This is a genomic window from Amycolatopsis sp. NPDC058278 (assembly GCF_042881395.1).
Taxonomy (GTDB): domain Bacteria; phylum Actinomycetota; class Actinomycetes; order Mycobacteriales; family Pseudonocardiaceae; genus Amycolatopsis.
Map to the genome: position 1 here is coordinate 1 of NZ_JBHVXZ010000019.1, position 17,813 is coordinate 17,813.

The 17,813-nt window shown below is 70.8% G+C and carries 18 protein-coding genes and 1 tRNA gene; 15 read left to right on the forward strand and 4 right to left on the reverse strand.

The features are described from left to right. A partial coding sequence (locus tag ACFVYA_RS12315) for an alpha/beta fold hydrolase (RefSeq protein ID WP_387044715.1) occupies positions 1-410 on the reverse strand: 410 nt, incomplete at its 3' end. 134 nt (positions 411-544) lie between these two features. Here ACFVYA_RS12315 and ACFVYA_RS12320 point away from each other — a divergent pair. Together ACFVYA_RS12320 and ACFVYA_RS12325 are read left to right on the forward strand one after the other, a co-directional pair. Next, positions 545-1,084: a DUF2716 domain-containing protein gene (locus ACFVYA_RS12320; RefSeq protein WP_071831626.1), complete on the forward strand. Its 540-nt coding sequence runs from the start codon at positions 545-547 to the stop codon at positions 1,082-1,084. Between the two features lie 33 nt (positions 1,085-1,117). Further along, positions 1,118-1,519 (forward strand): immunity 7 family protein, encoded by a 402-nt coding sequence (locus ACFVYA_RS12325; RefSeq protein ID WP_285987610.1) that lies wholly within the window; start codon positions 1,118-1,120, stop codon positions 1,517-1,519. Between the two features lie 207 nt (positions 1,520-1,726). Here the strand turns inward: ACFVYA_RS12325 and ACFVYA_RS12330 are convergent. Next, a tRNA-Gly gene (locus ACFVYA_RS12330) sits at positions 1,727-1,799 on the reverse strand. A 190-nt stretch (positions 1,800-1,989) separates the two neighbouring features. Here ACFVYA_RS12330 and ACFVYA_RS12335 point away from each other — a divergent pair. From ACFVYA_RS12335 to ACFVYA_RS12385, 11 genes are all read left to right on the forward strand, one after another. After that, positions 1,990-3,621, forward strand: a complete 1,632-nt coding sequence (locus ACFVYA_RS12335) for a sigma-70 family RNA polymerase sigma factor (RefSeq protein WP_387044716.1) — start codon at positions 1,990-1,992, stop codon at positions 3,619-3,621. Positions 3,622-3,734: 113 nt separating this feature from the next. Then, positions 3,735-4,175 (forward strand): DUF983 domain-containing protein, encoded by a 441-nt coding sequence (locus tag ACFVYA_RS12340; protein ID WP_387044717.1) that lies wholly within the window; start codon positions 3,735-3,737, stop codon positions 4,173-4,175. Between the two features lie 12 nt (positions 4,176-4,187). Then, on the forward strand, positions 4,188-5,048 hold the full coding sequence (locus tag ACFVYA_RS12345; protein WP_285987612.1) for an Fpg/Nei family DNA glycosylase: 861 nt from the start codon (positions 4,188-4,190) through the stop codon (positions 5,046-5,048). Positions 5,049-5,147: 99 nt separating this feature from the next. Further along, complete coding sequence (locus ACFVYA_RS12350) at positions 5,148-6,473, forward strand: histidine kinase (RefSeq protein WP_387044718.1); 1,326 nt, start codon at positions 5,148-5,150, stop codon at positions 6,471-6,473. 19 nt (positions 6,474-6,492) lie between these two features. Continuing rightward, positions 6,493-7,338: a S49 family peptidase gene (locus ACFVYA_RS12355; protein ID WP_387044719.1), complete on the forward strand. Its 846-nt coding sequence runs from the start codon at positions 6,493-6,495 to the stop codon at positions 7,336-7,338. A 157-nt stretch (positions 7,339-7,495) separates the two neighbouring features. Then, entirely contained in the window at positions 7,496-8,881 is a 1,386-nt protein-coding gene (locus ACFVYA_RS12360) for a carbohydrate-binding protein (protein ID WP_387044720.1), read from the forward strand. A gap of 82 nt (positions 8,882-8,963) precedes the next feature. Next, on the forward strand, positions 8,964-9,797 hold the full coding sequence (locus ACFVYA_RS12365; protein ID WP_043792552.1) for a LytTR family DNA-binding domain-containing protein: 834 nt from the start codon (positions 8,964-8,966) through the stop codon (positions 9,795-9,797). A 13-nt stretch (positions 9,798-9,810) separates the two neighbouring features. Continuing rightward, positions 9,811-10,341: a hypothetical protein gene (locus ACFVYA_RS12370; protein WP_387044721.1), complete on the forward strand. Its 531-nt coding sequence runs from the start codon at positions 9,811-9,813 to the stop codon at positions 10,339-10,341. A gap of 31 nt (positions 10,342-10,372) precedes the next feature. Then, complete coding sequence (locus ACFVYA_RS12375) at positions 10,373-12,163, forward strand: cation acetate symporter (RefSeq protein ID WP_387044722.1); 1,791 nt, start codon at positions 10,373-10,375, stop codon at positions 12,161-12,163. Positions 12,164-12,204: 41 nt separating this feature from the next. After that, the gene (locus ACFVYA_RS12380) at positions 12,205-12,564 is read left to right on the forward strand and encodes a rhodanese-like domain-containing protein (RefSeq protein WP_387044723.1); all 360 of its coding nucleotides are present in this window, start codon (positions 12,205-12,207) and stop codon (positions 12,562-12,564) included. 2 nt (positions 12,565-12,566) lie between these two features. After that, on the forward strand, positions 12,567-13,604 hold the full coding sequence (locus ACFVYA_RS12385; protein WP_387044724.1) for a DUF4328 domain-containing protein: 1,038 nt from the start codon (positions 12,567-12,569) through the stop codon (positions 13,602-13,604). Here ACFVYA_RS12385 and ACFVYA_RS12390 read toward each other — a convergent pair. Further along, on the reverse strand, positions 13,601-14,191 hold the full coding sequence (locus ACFVYA_RS12390) for a TetR/AcrR family transcriptional regulator (protein ID WP_387044725.1): 591 nt from the start codon (positions 14,189-14,191) through the stop codon (positions 13,601-13,603). The two genes, ACFVYA_RS12385 and ACFVYA_RS12390, sit on opposite strands and share 4 nt — an antisense overlap. A 95-nt stretch (positions 14,192-14,286) precedes the next feature. Here ACFVYA_RS12390 and ACFVYA_RS12395 point away from each other — a divergent pair, with 95 nt between their 5' ends. Both ACFVYA_RS12395 and mca read left to right on the forward strand, forming a co-directional pair. Next, positions 14,287-15,633 carry a DHA2 family efflux MFS transporter permease subunit gene (locus ACFVYA_RS12395; protein WP_387044726.1) on the forward strand — a complete coding sequence of 449 codons (1,347 nt, stop codon included), beginning with the start codon at positions 14,287-14,289 and terminating at the stop codon, positions 15,631-15,633. After that, positions 15,630-16,472, forward strand: a complete 843-nt coding sequence (gene mca / locus ACFVYA_RS12400) for a mycothiol conjugate amidase Mca (RefSeq protein WP_387044727.1) — start codon at positions 15,630-15,632, stop codon at positions 16,470-16,472. Before ACFVYA_RS12395 ends, mca begins: the two co-directional genes overlap by 4 nt. Before the next feature lie 130 nt (positions 16,473-16,602). Here mca and ACFVYA_RS12405 read toward each other — a convergent pair whose 3' ends face one another. Continuing rightward, positions 16,603-17,769, reverse strand: coding sequence for a cytochrome P450 (locus tag ACFVYA_RS12405; protein ID WP_387044728.1), 1,167 nt, complete (start codon positions 17,767-17,769; stop codon positions 16,603-16,605). Between the last annotated feature and the right edge of the window lie 44 nt (positions 17,770-17,813).

The window sequence follows — 17,813 nt, forward strand, 5'->3', positions numbered from 1 at the left end:
GCTACTACACCTCCGGCCTGCCAGGTGGGCCGGTCATCCTGGTACCGACCGTCGCGTTGTTCGTGCCACGGCGACGGCTCGCCCGTGCCGAAGTCCGCGAGCGCCTCGCCCACGTCCGGCAGGAAGGACGTCACGTAGACGAGCCGGTGGATCGCGGGGTGGCCGCCGACTGTGGTGATCACCATGCCGCCGTAGGAGTGTCCGACGAGCAGCGCGGGCTCGTCGGAGGCGTCGAGCAGGTCGCGGACGGCTTCGGCGTCGGCGTGCAGGTCGCCGCGCGGCTCGCTCTCGCAGCTGGGCAGCACCGCCGCTGAGCTGCGCAGACCGTGCCGGGCGAGTACGTCGGCCGTCGGTTGCCACCACCACGCGCCGTCGCGGACGAACGCGCCGTGGACGAAGAGAACCCGCATGGTCACAACTTGGCAGAACCCACCCGGATGAGTGACACAGTTCGCGGCGGGCGGACGGGGACTGGACAAACCGGAGGCCGAACACGAAGCTTTCGCGTGTTCTTCTGCGCCTGGCCGACTCGAGGTCTCAAACCGTGAATGCTGCTTGGGAAGCCGTCTCCCGCGTTGTCGACGAGCCGGCCTGGTACTGGGTGTACGACAAGCTGGCGTTCTGGCCGAGCACCTACGCGCACGCCTGGCCGGGGTTCCGGGAGCCGGCGCCGTCGCGGACGTGGGACCTTTCGCCGGGGAACCTGGACCGCGCTTCGGCGGAGTTCCGCCTCGGCCCGTACGCGGTCGAGGAGCACCAGGTCGCCACGATCGCGCTGGCCGCGTTCCGCGAGGTCTGCGGTCCGGACGACTGGATGTGGGCGCTGCACTGGCAGCACCAGTCCTACCGCGTCCGCCCGCACCTGATGTCCGGGAGCGCCCGGTGGCCGGTGCCGGTGTTCCCGCGGGCGGACTACCACCTGTTCCTGGCGGCGGACTTCTCGTACGGCACGCTCGGGCACCCGTGGGAGCGGACGTTGTGCGTGTTCGGTGAGAAGCTGGTGCCGGCGTTCGAGCGCCTGGGCGAAGGCGTGCTGTCGAACGTGCTGCGCCGTGACGGGAAGCCGTCCGCGCTGGCCCGCTGAGCCGCCGGTTGATCTCTTGCTACGGTTCTGCAGGTGTTCGAATATCACGGCTGGGTGACCATCCAGGCGACCGCGAGCGGCGATGACGACGCGGCGCTCCTGGAACGCCTGGTCGACCGCGTGCACCGCGCAATCCGCGACGCGGGTGACTTCGACCTGGTCGACCTCCGGTGGAGCGCGGGGATGCCCATGCTCCACTTCGGCGGTTTCGACAAGCACGGCGGCCCGATCGCCCCCGAACTCCTCGAATTGTTCACCCGCACGGGCGAATTGGCCCCGGGCTCGTACGGCCTCTTGCACACCTGGGACGACCAGGACACGGAGAACGACAACAACTTCCGCGTCTACCGAATGGCCCGAGGCCAGGTAACAGAGCGCGAAGACACACACCTGACCCCAGTGGCCCCGACAATCCTCGACACCTACGAGCTCTGACTTCCGCTCACCGTGGGCCTCAACCCAAGCCCGAAGTCTGATTCGGGCAGAAGCCGGGGAACTCCCCAAAGTCTGGCCAGACCAGGGCGGGGAACCCTCCGAAGGTCTGGCGAAGGCACCGTGGGGGTCCGGGGGGCTCGGCCCCCCGGGTGAAATGGCGAAAGGGCTGTATCGGCGCTTTTTGCCGATACAGCCCTTTTACCCGCGAGCGGATGACGGGATTCGAACCCGCGACCCTCACCTTGGCAAGGTGATGCGCTACCAGCTGCGCTACATCCGCGTTGCCTTGCTGATGGGAAGAACTCTATACCCACCCCTGAGGGGTCCGGTCACCGGGTCCCCCCCCCGTGCCCGGACCGGTGCTTCGGTGTCACAGCTGGCGTACAAGGGGTGACGACGGCTGATTCCCTCCGTATGGTGTCTCCATTCGACCGAATGGGGAGACCTTCGGGGAGGAGGTGCCGGGCCGGATGACCGAGCTGGGCACGGTGCCGCCACCAGCGGCCTCGGAATCCGACGAGCAGGCACTGCTGCAACGGCTCCGCAACGGCGAGGACGCCGCGTTCGGGGAGCTGTTCGAGCTGCACGCCGCCGCGGTCCGCCGGCTCGCGCAGAGCCTGGCGTCCGATCGGTCCGAGGCCGAGGACATCACCGCGGAGACGTTCTTCCGCGTGTTGCAGGCTCTCCGCCGGGGCGCCGGTCCCCGTGACTACGTCCGCGCTTACCTGCTGACCGTCGCCCGCCGGGTGTCGTGGGAGTGGCACGGTGCGCGCCGGGACGTCCCGGTGTCCGACGACGAACTGACTTTCCGCGCCGGGGCGGGTGCGGACACGCACGCCCGCACGGCCGAGCACACGTTGATCACGACGGCGTTCACGAGCTTGCCGGAGCGGTGGCGGACGGTGTTGTGGCAGACCGAGGTCGAGGGTGAGCAGCCCGCGATGGTCGCTCCGCACTTCGGGTTGAGCGCGAACGCCACCGCGGCGCTGGCCCGCCGGGCCCGGCAGGGGCTGCGGGCGGCGTACCTGCAGGCCCACCTTTCGGTGAACCGGGGACCGGATTCGTGCCGGGCGGTGGTCGAGAAGCTCGGCGGGTTCACCGCGGGCAGCGTCACCGGCGCCGAGGCGGAGCGGATCAAGGCGCACCTGCACGGCTGCCCGTCGTGCCGGGCGACGCAGGATGAGCTGCGTGATGTCTGCTCGTCGCTGCGGGCGCACGCCGGGGTGCTGGTGCTGCTGGTGCCGGCTGCCGCGTCGCTGGGCGGCGGTGGGGTGCTGGCCGGGCTGGGCGCGACGGTCAAGGGCGTCCTGGTCGGCTCGAAGGTGAAGATCGGGCTGGCGTTGGCGTCGACCGCCGCGGTGGGTGCCGTGGGTGTCGCGGCCGGGCCGGTGCTGTTCGGGTCCGGGCCGGTGCAGGACGTCGGGTTGCCCGGCGGGGCGCCCGAGCTCGTCGTGGTGCCGCCGTCCGAAACGCACCACCAGCCGCCTCCGCAGGCGCCGCCGGAGCCGCGGATCGGCATCGGCGTGCTCAACGGCCGTGGCAGCGGGGGCGCGGTGCCGGCCCCGGCGCGGGACGGGGAGCGGCAGGTCGCCGCGAACGAGGTGCCCGAACTGCCGGTCGCCGGGGACGTCCCGGTCGCGGCTGTGGGCAGCGGCGGTGCCGGCGATCAGCCTGTCCCGCGCGAAGACCTCCCCTCCACGACTTTCGTCGCGTCCGACCACCCGGCGTCGTCGCCGCGGCTGGACTCGTCGAGGCCCGTGATGACGATGACGACCGACTCCGCCGACGCGCCCGTGCCGGAGGACGCCGACGCGCCCGAGCTGTCGCCGACCGGCCGGCCCGGCAAGCCGGTTCCGTCGTCGGACCAGCCCACCGACCAGCCGGAGAAGCCGGCGCCGAAGGACGACGAGGCCGGCGATCCGGGAACATCGACGGACACCTCGGCGACGGACACCCCGACGGAGCCGTCGACAGAGCCATCGACAGAGCCGTCGACAACGGTGACGCCGACTTCGGGGAAGCCGTGCCCGAGCAGCGCGCCGGCCGTCACCGGGTCGGGCGAACCGGCGGACCCGGCTCCGGCCGCCCCGCCGGGTTCTTGATCAGCGGTGATCGGTTCCGGCGGGTGAGTTGTCCGGTTCATCCCTCGCGCGGGTGAGCCCGGGCACGGTACCGTTGAGGCGCTCACCCTGCGGGCGCCCCGGGAGGCAACTGAATGAACCGGCTGGTACGCGGCGAAGACGGCCGCGACTGGGTGGTCCGTGCCCAGATGGAATGGCGCGCACCGGCGACGGCCGACGACTTCGAGCACGACGTCGCGGGCAGTTACGGACCCGGGATCGCGATGGTCGTCGTCACCACGCTGCTCGCCGTGATCCTCGTCGTGTGGACGCCTGACCAGGTCAACATCCCCGCGTGGGTGCTGCTGGCGCTGCTGCTCGTGGTGTTGTTCTTCCCGCTGCGGTGGATCCTGCGCCGTCCGTGGACCGTGGTCGCGGAGACCGAAGGTGACGTGACCGGCGACCGGCCGTCCGAGCGCTGGGTCGGCACCATCCGCGGCATGTTCACCGTGCAGGGCGAGGTCAAGAAGATCTCCAAGACCATCCAGCGGCATTCGCTGCCGGACTTCGACGGGCCCCTTCACCCGGTCGAGTAGGACACTGGTGCCATGCCCGAGTTACCCGAGGTCGAAGCACTGGCTCACCACCTGCGCGAGAACGCCGTGGGCCGGACGATCTTCCGCATCGATGTCGCATCGCTGAGCGTCCTTAAGACGGCGACACCGCCGTGGACCGAGCTGCACGGCCGCGAGATCACCGGCGCGACCCGGCACGGCAAGCACCTCGACGTCGTGGCCGGTGACCTGCACCTGGTCGTCCACCTGGCCCGCGCGGGCTGGCTGCGCTGGTCCGACGGCCTCGCCGCGGCACCGCTGAAGCCGGGGAAGGGCCCGATCTCGCTGCGGGTGCACCTCGAGTCGGCCACCGGGCCGGGCTTCGACCTCACCGAAGCGGGCACGAAGAAGGGCTTGGCGGTGTGGGTCGTCAAGGATCCGCAGGAGATCGCGAGCGTGGCGCGGCTGGGTCCGGACGCGCTCGCCGTCGACGCCGCCCAGCTGCGTGAGCTCTTCGCCGGGAAGAACACCCGGCTGAAGTGGGCGCTCACCGACCAGTCGCTCCTCGCCGGGATCGGCAACGCCTACTCCGACGAGATCATGCACCGCGCGAAGCTCTCGCCGTACGCCACGATCGGCAAGCTCGGCGAAGGCGCGCTGGAAACCTTGGCCGAGGCGATCCACGAGATCGAGTCCGACGCCGTCGAGCGGTCGGTGGGGCAGAAGGCGGCCCGGCTGAAGGGGGAGAAGCGGTCGGGCCTGCGGGTCCACGCGCGGACCGGGCTGCCGTGCCCCGTCTGCGGCGACACGATCCGCGAAATATCTTTCGCCGACAAGTCGTTCCAGTACTGCCCGACCTGCCAGACCGGCGGCAAGCCGCTCGCCGACCGGCGGATGTCCCGGCTGCTGAAGTAGCGGCTTCCGGACGCTCGGTAGGGTCTCCTCTACCCTCGGTCATCGCAGTTGGACAGAAAGTGGGATCAGGTCTTGCACCCGGTCGGTCGAGCGCAGAGCATGGACGCCGTGTCCGGGTTCCCGCTTGCGCAGATCGTCCCGTGGGGTCTTGTGGTGCTGCTCGTCGCCGCGGTGATCGTGCTGCTGGTGAAACAGCGCCGGCCGGCCAGCGTGGTGGAGGACGCCATGCTGCAGGCCGTGCACCGGATGTCGAAGGCGGCGCCGAACCTGCGCGCCGGCCTGGACGAGGACGCCGCCGACAAGATCACCACGCAGCTGCTGCAGATGCTCGACTGCGTCGCCGTGGGCATCACCGACAGCGAAGGCACGCTGCTGTCCTGGGACGGCGAGGCGAACGAGCACTACGTCGACCTGGTCGAGGCGATCGGGGCGGCGATCCGCAAGCACCGCCGCGAGGTCGTGGCGCACGACCGGATGCCGTGCAACCACCGCGGCACCTGCCGGATGAAGACCGCGGTCATCGTGCCGCTGCTGGTGGAGGGCGAGACCGAGGCGGCGCTGATCGTCGTCGGCCGCACCCGCGGGCGGCTGGTGCAGATGGCCGACGCCGTCGCCCAGTTCGTCTGCACCCAGTTCGAGCTGTCCCGGCTGGACGAGTCGAAGCAGCAGCTCCAGCAGGCCGAGATCAAGGCACTGCGCGCGCAGATCTCCCCGCACTTCGTCTACAACGCGCTCAACACGATCTCCGCGCTGATCCGCACGGACCCCGAAGAGGCGCGAGAGCTGCTTCAGGACTTCGCCGACTTCACGCGCTACTCGTTCCGGACGTCGGGCATGTTCACCTCGCTCGCCGAGGAGCTGCGCAACATCGACCGCTACCTGACGATCGAGAACGCCCGCTTCGGCGGCCGGCTCGAGGTGCGGATGAAGATCGCGCCCGAGGTGCTCAGCGTCGTCGTGCCGTTCCTGATCATCCAGCCGTTGGTGGAGAACGCGGTCAAGCACGGCCTCGCGAGCAAGCCGAGTGGCGGCTGCGTCACGGTGATCGCGCAGGACTACGGCACCGAAGCGCTGATCAGCGTCGAGGACGACGGCATCGGCATGGACCCGCGGCGGCTGAAGGACGTCAAGAACGCGCACAGCACCGGCGCGCACGTCGGGCTCGGCAACATCAGCCAGCGCATGCAGCAGGTCTTCGGCAGCGACTACGCGGTGATGGTCGAGACCGCGCCCGGTGCCGGCATGAAGGTGACGCTGCGGGTGCCGAAGTTCGTCCCGGGCGTCCGGCCGAACATGCCGGACTACAGCTCCGAGACCGACAGCGGCGAGGCCGACGTCCCGGCCCAGGGCGGTCCGACCCAGCTGAACGGCGCCGAGGTGAACGGCGTCAACGGCACGCGCTCCGGCATCCTCCCCATGGGCTGAGTCCGGCTAGCCTGGCTTCATGAGCGTTACGGACAAACTGGCTTCGCGGATCCCGGTGCTCGCCGACCGGGTCGAGCGCAAGGACGTCGTGGCCGTGGTGAAGCTGCACGGCGTGATCACGCCGTCGCCGTCGCCGCTGGCCAGGGGCGCGATCAATCTCGCCGCCGTGGAATCGGCGCTGACCAGGGCGTTCGGGCACGATCGGCTCAAGGCGGTCGCGTTGCTGGTGAACTCGCCGGGTGGCGCGCCGACGCAGTCGGGGCTGGTCGCCGAGCGGATCCGGCAGCTGGCCGACGAGAAGAACGTGCCCGTGCTGGCGTTCTGCGAGGACGTCGCCGCGTCGGGCGGGTACTGGCTGGCCTGCGCCGCCGACGAGATCTACGCGCACCGGACGTCGATGGTCGGCTCGATCGGCGTGATCAGCGGCGGCTTCGGGTTCACCGGCCTGCTGGAGCGCTTCGGCATCGAGCGCCGGCTGCACACGGCGGGCGCGAACAAGTCGCGGCTGGACCCGTTCTCGCCGGAGAAGCCCGAAGACGTCGAGTGGCTGAAGAAGATGCACACCCAGCTCCACGAGCTGTTCGTGAACTGGGTGAAGGAGCGCCGCGGCGACCGGCTGACCGACTCGGAGGACCTGTTCACCGGCGACGTCTGGCTCGGCGCGAAGGCGCTCGAGCTCGGTCTGATCGACGGCCTCGGCAGCCTCCGGCAGATCGTCACCGAGCGCTACCCGGCCGCGGAGATCTCGGTGGCCGAGCCGAAGAGGCCGCTGCTCGCGCGTCTCGGCATCGGCGCACCGGCAGCGGCCTCGGCGGTGCTGGACGCGGTGACGCAGAAGGCGGCCTGGTCGCGCTTCGGTCTCTGACGCCGATGTCCGGTTAGGGTACTTCCGGGCAGACTTTGTGACCTGGATCACTCTTCCCCTGTAACGCCTCTGGAACCGGGGGTGGCTGTCGGGTTTCCTCGTCAACGGGCTTTGTTGCGAACGGCAACAAATCCGGACGACAAGGAGGTCGTACCCGATGCCCCACCTCCGGTTCACCATCGGCGCCGTGCTCGGCGCCGCGTTGATCGCCATCCCGCTGACCATCCCCGCCGCCGCGTCCATCCCGCCGCCCGAGTCGGGCTGGACCACGGTGTTCGCCGACGACTTCACCGGCGGCGCCGGCTCGCTCCCCTCGAGCGCGAACTGGATCGTCGACACCGGCCACAGCTACCCCGGCGGCCCCGCCAACTGGGGGACCGGGGAGATCCAGAACTACACCGCGAGCACCAGCAACCTCTCGCAAGACGGCAGCGGCAACCTGCGCATCACGCCGTTGCGCGACGGCGCGGGCAACTGGACGTCGGCGCGGATCGAGACCCAGCGCGCCGACTTCAAGCCCCCGGCGGGCGGCGTCATGCGGATCGAAAGCCGGATCCAGATGCCGAACGTCACCGGAGCGGCCGCGCTCGGCTACTGGCCCGCGTTCTGGGCGCTCGGTGGCCCCTACCGCGGCAACTGGTGGAACTGGCCCGCCATCGGCGAGTTCGACATCATGGAGAACGTCAACGGGATCAACTCCGTCTGGGGCGTCCTGCACTGCGGCGTCAACCCGGGCGGCCCGTGCAACGAGACCACCGGCCTGCCGAACAACCGGGCGTGCCCCGGCAGCAGCTGCCAGTCGGCCTTCCACACCTACCGCTTCGAATGGGACGCGAGCAGCAGCCCGCAGGTGCTCCGCTGGTTCGTCGACGGGCAGCAGTTCCACTCGGTGAGCCAGAACCAGCTCGACGCGACGACCTGGGCGAACATGACCACCCACCAGGGCTACTTCGTGCTGCTGAACCTCGCGATCGGCGGCGCGTTCCCCAACAACAACTCCGGCACCACCACGCCGGGACCGGGGATCGTGCCGGGGCACCCGATGGTCGTCGACTACGTCACGGTCACCACGCGCGGCGGCGGTGGCGGCACGACGACCCCGCCCACCACGACCACGCCGCCGTCCGGTGGCGGCAGCGCCTACAGCACCATCCAGGCGGAGTCGTACAGCCAGCAGTCCGGTCTGATCACGGAGGCCACCACGGACACCGGCGGCGGCCAGAACATCGCTGCGGTGGCCAACGGCGACTGGGCGTTGTACCCGAACGTCGACTTCGGCGGCAGCGCGGCCACGAACTTCCAGGCGCGCGTGGCGTCCGGAGCCGCGGGCGGGGTCAGCGGGCTGGTCGAGGTGCGGCTGGACAGCCGGTCCAACGCGCCCGTCGGCAGCTTCGCGGTGGGGAACACCGGTGGCTGGCAGAGCTGGCGGACCGTCCCGGCGAACATCAGCGGGGTGACCGGCGTCCACAACGTGTACGTCACCTTCACCAGCGGCCAGCCGGCCGACTTCGTGAACCTGAACTGGTTCACCTTCGTGCATTGAAAGCAGGGGGCCCGCGGCTTCGGCCGCGGGTTCCCCACTTCAGGCGGACGGGGGCTGGACATTGCACTCGGCAATGGGCAGGATGCGTTTCACTGTGAGTGCTCACGATGACACCCGGAAGCTCGTGGTCCTGGCTGTGGACGACGAGCCGAACGGTCTTGACGAACTCGTCCACTGCCTGCGCAACAGCCCGCACGTGGCGAAGGTGTTCCCGGCGATCGACGCCTCCGAGGCGCTGCGGTTGCTGTCCACCGACGACCCGCGGTTGCGCGAGCGCAAGGACCGCGGCCTGCCGATCGTCGACGCCGTCTTCGCGGACATCGACATGCCCGGGCTGTCGGGGATGGAGATGTCGCGCGTGTTCGCCGCGCTGCGGCCCTCGCCCGCGCTGGTGTTCGTCACCGGGCACGCCGAAGAAGCCGTCAACGCCTTCGACCTCGGCGCCCTCGACTACGTGCTCAAGCCGTACCAGCAGGACCGCCTCGACCGTGCGATCTCGCGCGTGCTGGACAAGCTGGCCGCCGCCGCGGCGCCCCCGCCCGGCGCGCTGGGCGGCGAGCCGGTCAAGAACGACGACGAGGTCATCCCGGTCGAACTGGCCGGCACCACCAAGCTCATCCCGCGCTCCTCGGTCCGCTGGGTCGAGGCGCAGGGCGACTACGCGCGGCTGTTCACCACCGAAGGCAGCCACCTCGTGCGCATCCCGCTGGCCCAGCTCGAAGAGCGCTGGGAGAAGGCCGGGTTCGTCCGCATCCACCGGTCGTTCCTGGTCGCCCTGCCGCTGATCACCGAGCTGCGCATGGGCCAGGGCGGCTACCAGGTCGTCATCGGCAACGAGGAGAAGGTGCTGCCGGTGAGCCGGCGGCACACTCGCGCGCTGAAGGACCGGCTGGTCGGTTCGGGCCGGAACGGCTGAGCCGGGGCCGGCCGTGACCGACGACTTCTACGAGCGCCGCTCGAACGGCGTCCGCGAACCGGATCCGACCCTCGGCAGGCGTGGCCGGCACCGGCCGCTGCAGCAGCCTGCCGACCGGGCCGTCGTCGAGTCCCTGCCGCCGGCGCCGGAGGACGAGCCGCCGCCGAAGCCGGAACACCACGCGAAACCCAAGCGGGAGCGCGTGATCCTCGCCGACCCGCGCCGCGGCGCCGGGACCCTGCGCGCCCGGGTCGAGCTGGAGGAGCAGACCAGCTGGGGGAAGCTGCTCGTCCGCGACCACCTGGTGAAGGTGCAGCTGCGGACGGCGTTGCTGCTCGCACTGCTCGTCGTCGGCGTCTTCGGCTCGCTGCCCGTGCTGTTCTACCTGGTGCCCGGGTTCTCCCGGGCCAGCCTGCTCGGCATCCCGGTGGCCTGGCTGATTCTCGGCGTGCTGCCGTTCCCATTCCTGTTCGGCGTCGGGATCTGGTACAACCGGCTCGCCGAACGCAACGAACGCGCGTTCGTGGACATGATCGAAAACTAGTTTCGCACTCACTCGTGCGAGGATTCCTCCCGTGCAGTTGAACCCGTGGGCCTTGACCGGCATCGTGCTGGTCGCCGTGGTGACGCCCTACCTCGGTCACCGCTCCTCGCGGTCGGCGACGAGCACGCACGACTTCCTGGTCGCGCGGCGCACCGTGCGGTCCCGCCGCAACGCGGCCGCGATCTCCGGCGAATACCTGTCCGCCGCCTCGTTCCTCGGCATCGCCGGGATCGTGCTCAAGGACGGCGCCGACGCGCTGTGGTTCCCGATCGGGTTCACCGCGGGGTACCTCGCGCTGATGCTGTTCGTGGCGGCGCCGCTGCGCCGGTCCGGGGCCTACACGCTGCCCGACTTCGTCGAAATGCGGCTCGGCTCGCAGGGGCTGCGCCGGTTCTCCACGGCGTTCGTCGTGTTCATCGGGATCCTGTACATGGTCCCGCAGCTGCAGGGCGCCGGTCTGACCCTGGCGACGATCCTGCCGGTGCCGGTGTGGGCCGGGGCGGTCGCGGTGATGATCGTGGTGACCTTCAACGTGATCTCCGGCGGGATGCGCGCGATCACCGTGGTCCAGGCGTTCCAGTACTGGCTCAAGCTGTTCGCGATCTCGGTGCCCGCGTTCGTGCTGTGCATGGTCTTCTTCACCAGCGGCGGCCCGGACGGGTTCCGGCCGCTCGGCTCGCCCGCGCCGCCGGTCTTCGTCAGCGACACCACGGTGGACGTGCAGACCGACGTCACCCTGCACGTCACGTCGGACACCTACCTCTACGCCTACGGCCGCACCGACAACGGCCCCGCGGCCGGGCCGACGCGCTGGACACCGTTGGCGCCGCACACGGTTGCCGAAGGCACCAAGCTGAAGTTCGTGGCCGGCACGCCGGTCCCGGTGGTCAGCGACTCCGTCGCCGACAACGCGGACTGGCTGCACCCGGCGTCGGGCAGCCTCACCGACCTGCTCCAGACGTACTCGCTGATGTTCGCGACGTTCCTCGGCACGATGGGCCTGCCGCACGTGCTGGTCCGCTTCTACACCAACCCCGACGGCAAGGCCGCGCGCCGCACGACCGTGCACGTGCTGCTGCTGCTGGGGCTGTTCTACCTCTTCCCGACGCTGCTGGGCGCGCTGTCGCGGATGTACGTTCCCGAGCTGCTGGTGACCGGCAAGACGGACGCGGCGATCCTGCAGCTGCCGTCCGCGATCCTGCCCGGGATCGGCGGCCAGATCCTCGGCGCGGTCACCGCGGCCGGCGCCTTCTCCGCCTTCCTGTCCAGCACGTCCGGGCTGCTGGTGAGTGTCGCCGGGGTCGTGTCGACCGACGTGCTGCCCGGCCGGGTGCGGGACTTCCGCGTGGCGGCCGGGCTGGTCGCGCTGTTCCCGATCGCGCTGGCGGTCGCGCTGCGGCCGGAAGACATCTCGCTGTCGATCGGGCTGACGTTCGCGCTCGCCGCGTCGACGTTCAGCCCGCTGCTCGTGCTGGGCATCTGGTGGCGCAAGCTGTCCTGGCCGGGCGCGCTGGCCGGGATGTTCGTCGGCGGCGGCCTGGTGCTGACCGCACTGGTGATCAACGTCGTGAGCGGCTACACCGGCGGCTGGGCGCCCTGGTTCGTCAACCAGCCCGCGCTGATCACCGTCCCGGCCTCCTTCGTGACGACGTACCTGGTCAGCCGCGTGACCGGCTACGGCCGTCCGGAGCACGTCCACGACATCATGCTGCGGCTGCACGCGCCGGACCCGCTCGGCTTCATGCGGGACAGGGCGGTCGCGCGGTTCGGCCAGGCCGAGGAGAAGACCCGCGTCGCCGGCCGCGGCCGGCACCGCAAGTGATGCGCTGACCTCACGCGCGGGCAACGCCTCCGCATGGCAGCATGGAGACCGTGGTGAGCCCTGCTGAACTGCCGACCGCCGAGGTCCGCGACCTGCCCCAGGACGGCCTCGTGCTGCTCGACGTCCGCGAAGACGACGAGTGGGCCGCCGGGCACGCGCCCGGCGCGGTGCACATCCCGATGGGGGAGCTGCCCGCCCGCGTCGGCGAGCTGGCCGATCTGCCCGAAGACCAGCCGATCCACGTGATCTGCCGCAGCGGCGGCCGGTCCGCGCGGGCGGCCGCGTGGCTCAACCAGAGCGGCTGGGACGCGGTGAACGTGGCCGGCGGCATGGGCGCGTGGCAGCGCGAAGGCCGTCCGATGGTGGGCGAGCACCCCGGCATCGAACCCGAAGTGATCTAGCCTTGCACCCGGGGCAGCCTCCCGCCGGGCAGCCGTACCCGCCCGGGTACTGGCCGCGCCAGGCGCCGCCGCCGACGGCCCAGCAGCTGCAGGGCCGGACGCTGGCCGCCCAGCCGGAGCCGTACCCCTACCACCGCCGTCCGGTGCACCGGCCGAAGCTGCGCTGGGTGGCCACCCCGCCGCCCGGCGCGTGGCCGCGCCGCCGCGCCGTGGCGCCCGAGCCGTACCTCGGCCCGCCGTCGTACCCGGTGCCGCCGCGCTGGGGGTTCCCGAACCTGGTCTGGCGCCGCCCCACGTCGGTGCCCGGCACGGTGTCCGACGAGATCCGCCCGATCGACCGGGTGCCGGTGCTCAGCCGCAGCGTGGTCGTCGTCCTCTTCGCGTACGCGGTGCTCGCCGTGGCCGCGGCGAGCGCGGAGGTCTGGCGGTACGTGCTGTTGGTCCAGGGGCGCGAATCCGCGCTGTCCCGCTCGGTGGTGGCGTTCTCCGACGGTTTCGTGCTCACCGCGGGCCTGCTCGCCTCGATCCTCGCGCTGCTGCCCGCCGGGCTGACGCTCTGGTGGCTGCTGGTCGCGCGCCAGGCGGCGGCGGACGTGTCGGGTGACGACCCACCCCGGCCGGTGTGGCAGGTGCTGGTCGGCGTCCTCGTGCCGGTGGCGAACCTGCCGCTGGCGCTGTCGGTCGTCGGCGAACTCGAGCACGCGGTGCTGGGCCGCTCGCGGGCCGCCCGGCCGAAGCCGTCGCGTCAGGTGCTCGGGTGGTGGGGCGCCTGGCTGCTCAACTGGGTCCTGCTGGGGGTGTCGATCTTCTGGCGCTTCCGCGACGACGTGCAGTCGATGGCCGACAGCGTCGTCCTGGTCGCGGTGACCGACCTTTCCGCGGCCGCGCTGGCCGTGATGACGGCCCTGGTGGTGCGGCGGTTCTCCGCGCTGCTGGCGCCGTCGGACGCCCTGGCCGTGCGCGAGATGCGCGTGCTGAAGGTTCGGGGTGCCCCTGAGCCGGAGCTGCGGGCTTCGCGGCCGGCCGGCGCCGTGCGCTAGTAGCGGCCGTAGGCCGGTTCCAGCTGGTCGAAAGCCTGTTCCGCGATCGGCCAGAGCTCGTCGACGATCGTTTTTTCGTTCTCGAGGGTCCGGTCGAAGACCTCCTGGAAGAGCACGCGCAGAACCGTCGCCAGGTGGGCGGCGGCGAGCGTGGGGTTGAGGTCTTCCTCGGGGTGGCGGCGGATGAGGAGGTCGACGAGCGCCGTCTCGCGCTCGCGGTGCATCTCGTGCAGCGCGTTCGTCAGGACCGGGCTTTCGTTGATCATCCGCACGAAGCCGGGCCCGGAGAAGCCGACCAGCGCGTGTTCGGCGCCCAGCGCTTCGAAGTAGAGCTCGCGCGTGTCGTGGAAGACGCTGTCGCGGATCAGGGCGGCGGGCCAGGAGGTGAAGTCTTCCCGGATGTCGAAGACCAGGTCTTCCTTGCGCGGGAAGTGGTTCGTCACGGTCATCTTGGCGACCTGCGCCTCGGCGGCGATGTCCGCGATCGTCACGTCCTCGAAGCCGTTGCGGATGAACAGCCGCGTGGCCACGTCGGAGATGGTCTTCCTGGTCTCGTGCTTCTTCCGGTCGCGGAGGCCCTCACTCATGGCGTCACTCTACTGGGTCGGACCCAAGATTGTGCTTGACCCAGTGACTGGGTCGGACCTAATCTGAGGTTCGACCTAATCAACTGGGGGTGAGCATGACGACGGCAGTCCGGCCGGATGCGGCGCTGTGGCGGCTCGGCGGTGTGCTGATCATGGGCGCGGTGCTGTCGATCCTCGACGCGACGATCGTGACCGTCGGGATCGGCTCGATCGCTGCTGACCTGGACAGCCCGCTGACCACGGTGCAGTGGGTGGCGAGCGCGTACCTGCTCGCGGCCTCGGCGGCCATCCCGCTGTCGGGCTGGCTGACCGACCGGTTCGGTGGCCGCGCGGTCTGGCTGGCGGCGGTGGCGATCTTCACCGCGGGCACGCTGCTGTGCGGCTTCGCCTGGTCGGCGCCGGCGTTGATCGCGTTCCGGGTGCTGCACGGCCTGGGCGGCGGGCTGATGCAGCCGGTCGGGCAGGCGGTGTTCGCGCAGGCGGCGGGTCCGGCGCTGGGCCGGATGATCGGCGTGATCACCCTGCCGGCCACGGTGGCCCCGGTGCTGGGCCCGATGCTCGGCGGTGCGCTGGTGGCGGGCTTGGGGTGGCGCTGGATGTTCTTCGGCATCGTCCCGCTGGGCGTCGCGACGTTCCTTTGCGCGCGGCGGCTCCTGCCGGCTCCGGCGCCGGGCGGCGCGCCTGCTGCTCTGGACGTCCGGGGGCTCGCGTTGCTCTCGCCCGGGCTCGGCGCGTTCGTCTACGGCCTGGCCGAAGGCGTGGTCGTTGCCTGGGTGGCCGGGGCCGTGCTGCTGCTGGCGTACGGCGTCCACGCGTCGCGGACGGCGTCGCCGGTGCTCGAGCTGGCGCTGTTCCGGAACAAGGGGTTCGCGGTCGCGAGCGCGAGCACGTTCCTGCTGGGAGCGTCGCTGTACAGCTCGATGCTGCTGCTTCCGCTGTACTACGAGCAGGTCGAGCACGCGAGCGCGTTGCGGGCCGGGCTGCTGCTGGCGCCCCAGGCACTCGGCTCGGCGGCGGTCATGCTGGCGAGCGGCCGGCTCCTGGCCCGCTTCGGGCCGCGGCGCATGATGCTGGCCGGGATCGCGCTGTCCCTGCTGGGCACGATCGCGTTCACCCGGCTCGGCTCGGCACCCGGCGGTGCCCTGCTGACGCTCTCCCTCCTGATCCGCGGCGCCGGGTTGGGCGCGGCAACGGCCCCCGGCATGACGACGCTGTACGGCTCGCTGGAGCGGTCCCGCATCCCCCGGGCGGCGAGCGCGTTCAACGTGGTCAACCGGATCGGCGGCTCGTTGGGCACCGCCCTGCTGGCCGCGATCCTCCACAGTGAACTCACGGCCGCACCGGCCCCGGCGGCGTTCGGCACCACGTTCACGTGGGCGCTGGCGCTCTCGGCGCTGACTTTGATCCCCGCACTTTTCTTCCCCCAGAGGAGCACCCGGTGACTTTCCGCCTGTTGAGCGTCCACGCCCACCCGGACGACGAGTCCAGCAAGGGCGCGGCCACCCTGGCGCGCTACGCGGCCGAAGGTGTCGACGTCCTGGTCGCCACCTGCACGGGCGGCGAACGCGGCGACGTCCTGAACCCGGCTCTCGACACGGCCGAGACGTGGGCGAACCTCCCGGCGATCCGCCGTCGCGAAATGGCCGCGGCCGCCGAGATCCTGGGCGTCCGCCAGCGTTTCCTCGGCCTGATCGACTCCGGCCTCCCCGCCGAGGGCGAGCCCTTGCCCGAGGGTTGTTTCGCGGCCCTGCCACTCTCCGAAGCGGCGGCGCCGCTGGTGGCGCTGATCCGCGAGTTCCGCCCGCACGTGGTGATCACGTACGACGAAACAGGCGGCTACCCCCACCCGGACCACATCCGCACCCACGACGTGACGGTCGAGGCCTTCACCGCAGCCGCCGACCCCGCCCGCTATCCCGGCACGGGCGAGCCGTGGCAGCCGCAAAAGCTGTACTACCAAGCAACTCTGAGCCGCGCCTGGTTCCAGACGCTGCACGAGGCAACCCTCGCCGCCGGCCTGGAATCCTCAATGGCCGAAGTCCTGAGCGAACTCCCACCCGACAAATTCCCGGTAACCACAAAAATCCGCTGCGACGCCCACTTCACCACGCGCGACCGAGCCCTCCTGGCCCACGCCACCCAGGTAGACCCGGCTCACCCGTTTTTCGCCCACTCACGCGAAATCGAGCGCCAAGCCTGGCCCCACGAGGACTACCACCTGGCCCACCCCACCCCGGGCCCCCACCTCGAAGAAGACCTCTTCACCGGAGTAACCCCATGAACCCCCGTGTCGTCGCCCCAATCACGCGAGATGACTCCCCAGTCACGCGAGTTCCGCCTCCAGTCACGCGAGTCCCGCCTCCAATCACGCGAGATCCGCCCGGAATCACGCAAGACTGGTCCAGGTCCCGTCACACGGTGACCCGAAGCTCCTTCAACCCACGGATCACGAATTCCGGCCGCCGTGGCGGAGTGCCGGTCAGGCGCAACCCCGGCAGCTTCTCCGCCAGCGCGCTTAGCGCGGCGGCGATCTCCACCCGAGCGAGAGGAGCACCCACGCAGTAGTGAATCCCCAAGCCGAACCCGAGGTGGGCGTTCGGCGTCCGGCCGATGTCCAGGCGGTCCGGCTCGTCGAACACCTTCGGGTCGCGGGCCGCGGCGCCCAGGAGCGCGCCGATCTTCTCGCCGCGCGAAACGACATGTCCGCAGATCGACACGTCCTCGGTCGCGGTCCGCTCGAACAGCTGCAGGGGCGCGTCGAACCGGATCAGCTCCTCGACACACGAATCCAGAAGGGCAGGTGAGGCCAGCAGGCGCTCCCACTGGTCCCGGTGCGTGAGCAGCGCCGTGATGCCGTTGCCGAGCACGTTGACCGTCGCTTCGTGGCCGGCCATCAGCAGCAGCACCGCGGTGGCCACCAGCTCGTCCGGCGTCAGCTCGCTGCGGAGGAGGTCGCTGATGATGTCGTCGCCCGGGGCGTCCGCGCGGGGCGCGGCGACCGAGCGGACGTACTCGACGAACTCGGCCGCCGCCCGCTCGGCGGCGTCGCGTCCTTGCTCCGGCAGGTCGTACTCGTACATCTTCACGATGGCGTTGGACAGCTGGACCATCCGCGGTCCGTCGGTGCCGGGGACGCCCAACAGCTCGGCGATCACCGCGACCGGCAGCGGCTGGGCGAGGTGCTCGAGGAGGTCGGCACTGCCGTCGGCGGCGATCGCGGCTGCCAGGTCGTCGACCATGCGGGCGGCGAGCGTTGCGACCATCGGACGCAGCCGTTGCACGTGGCCGCGGCCGAAGGCGCCCGCGATCAGGCGACGCAGGCGGGTGTGCGCCGGCGGCTCGTTCTCCAGGAGCGAGTTGCGGTGCAGCAGGTTGAACGAGGCGAACCGCTCGAGCGGCTGGGCGTCCTGCCAGATCCGGCCGAGGCCGCGGTGGCGCAGCACCGCCGAGGACGCGGCGTGCGACACCGCGATGGCGAGGCCGAGCCCTTCGTGGAAGTGAACCTCGCCGCGTGAGCGGAGTGCGGCGAACGCCGGGTACGGGTTCTCGAGGAAGGTGGGATCGCGGGGGTCGAACACGTCGCGAGACTAACCCTTCGATAGCGTCTGAAGCCGAGCCAGAG

What these genes read in the sequence shown, in the direction of transcription:
- ACFVYA_RS12345 (WP_285987612.1), top strand. Translation starts at nt 4,188, where the DNA reads ATGCCCGAGTTACCCGAGGTCGAAGCACTGGCTCACCACCTGCGCGAG.
- ACFVYA_RS12380 (WP_387044723.1), top strand. Translation starts at nt 12,205, where the DNA reads ATGGAGACCGTGGTGAGCCCTGCTGAACTGCCGACCGCCGAGGTCCGC.
- ACFVYA_RS12395 (WP_387044726.1), top strand. Translation starts at nt 14,287, where the DNA reads ATGACGACGGCAGTCCGGCCGGATGCGGCGCTGTGGCGGCTCGGCGGT.
- ACFVYA_RS12365 (WP_043792552.1), top strand. Translation starts at nt 8,964, where the DNA reads ATGCGTTTCACTGTGAGTGCTCACGATGACACCCGGAAGCTCGTGGTC.
- ACFVYA_RS12355 (WP_387044719.1), top strand. Translation starts at nt 6,493, where the DNA reads ATGAGCGTTACGGACAAACTGGCTTCGCGGATCCCGGTGCTCGCCGAC.
- ACFVYA_RS12390 (WP_387044725.1), bottom strand. Translation starts at nt 14,191, where the DNA reads ATGAGTGAGGGCCTCCGCGACCGGAAGAAGCACGAGACCAGGAAGACC.
- ACFVYA_RS12340 (WP_387044717.1), top strand. Translation starts at nt 3,735, where the DNA reads ATGAACCGGCTGGTACGCGGCGAAGACGGCCGCGACTGGGTGGTCCGT.
- ACFVYA_RS12335 (WP_387044716.1), top strand. Translation starts at nt 1,990, where the DNA reads ATGACCGAGCTGGGCACGGTGCCGCCACCAGCGGCCTCGGAATCCGAC.
- ACFVYA_RS12350 (WP_387044718.1), top strand. Translation starts at nt 5,148, where the DNA reads ATGGACGCCGTGTCCGGGTTCCCGCTTGCGCAGATCGTCCCGTGGGGT.
- ACFVYA_RS12360 (WP_387044720.1), top strand. Translation starts at nt 7,496, where the DNA reads ATGCCCCACCTCCGGTTCACCATCGGCGCCGTGCTCGGCGCCGCGTTG.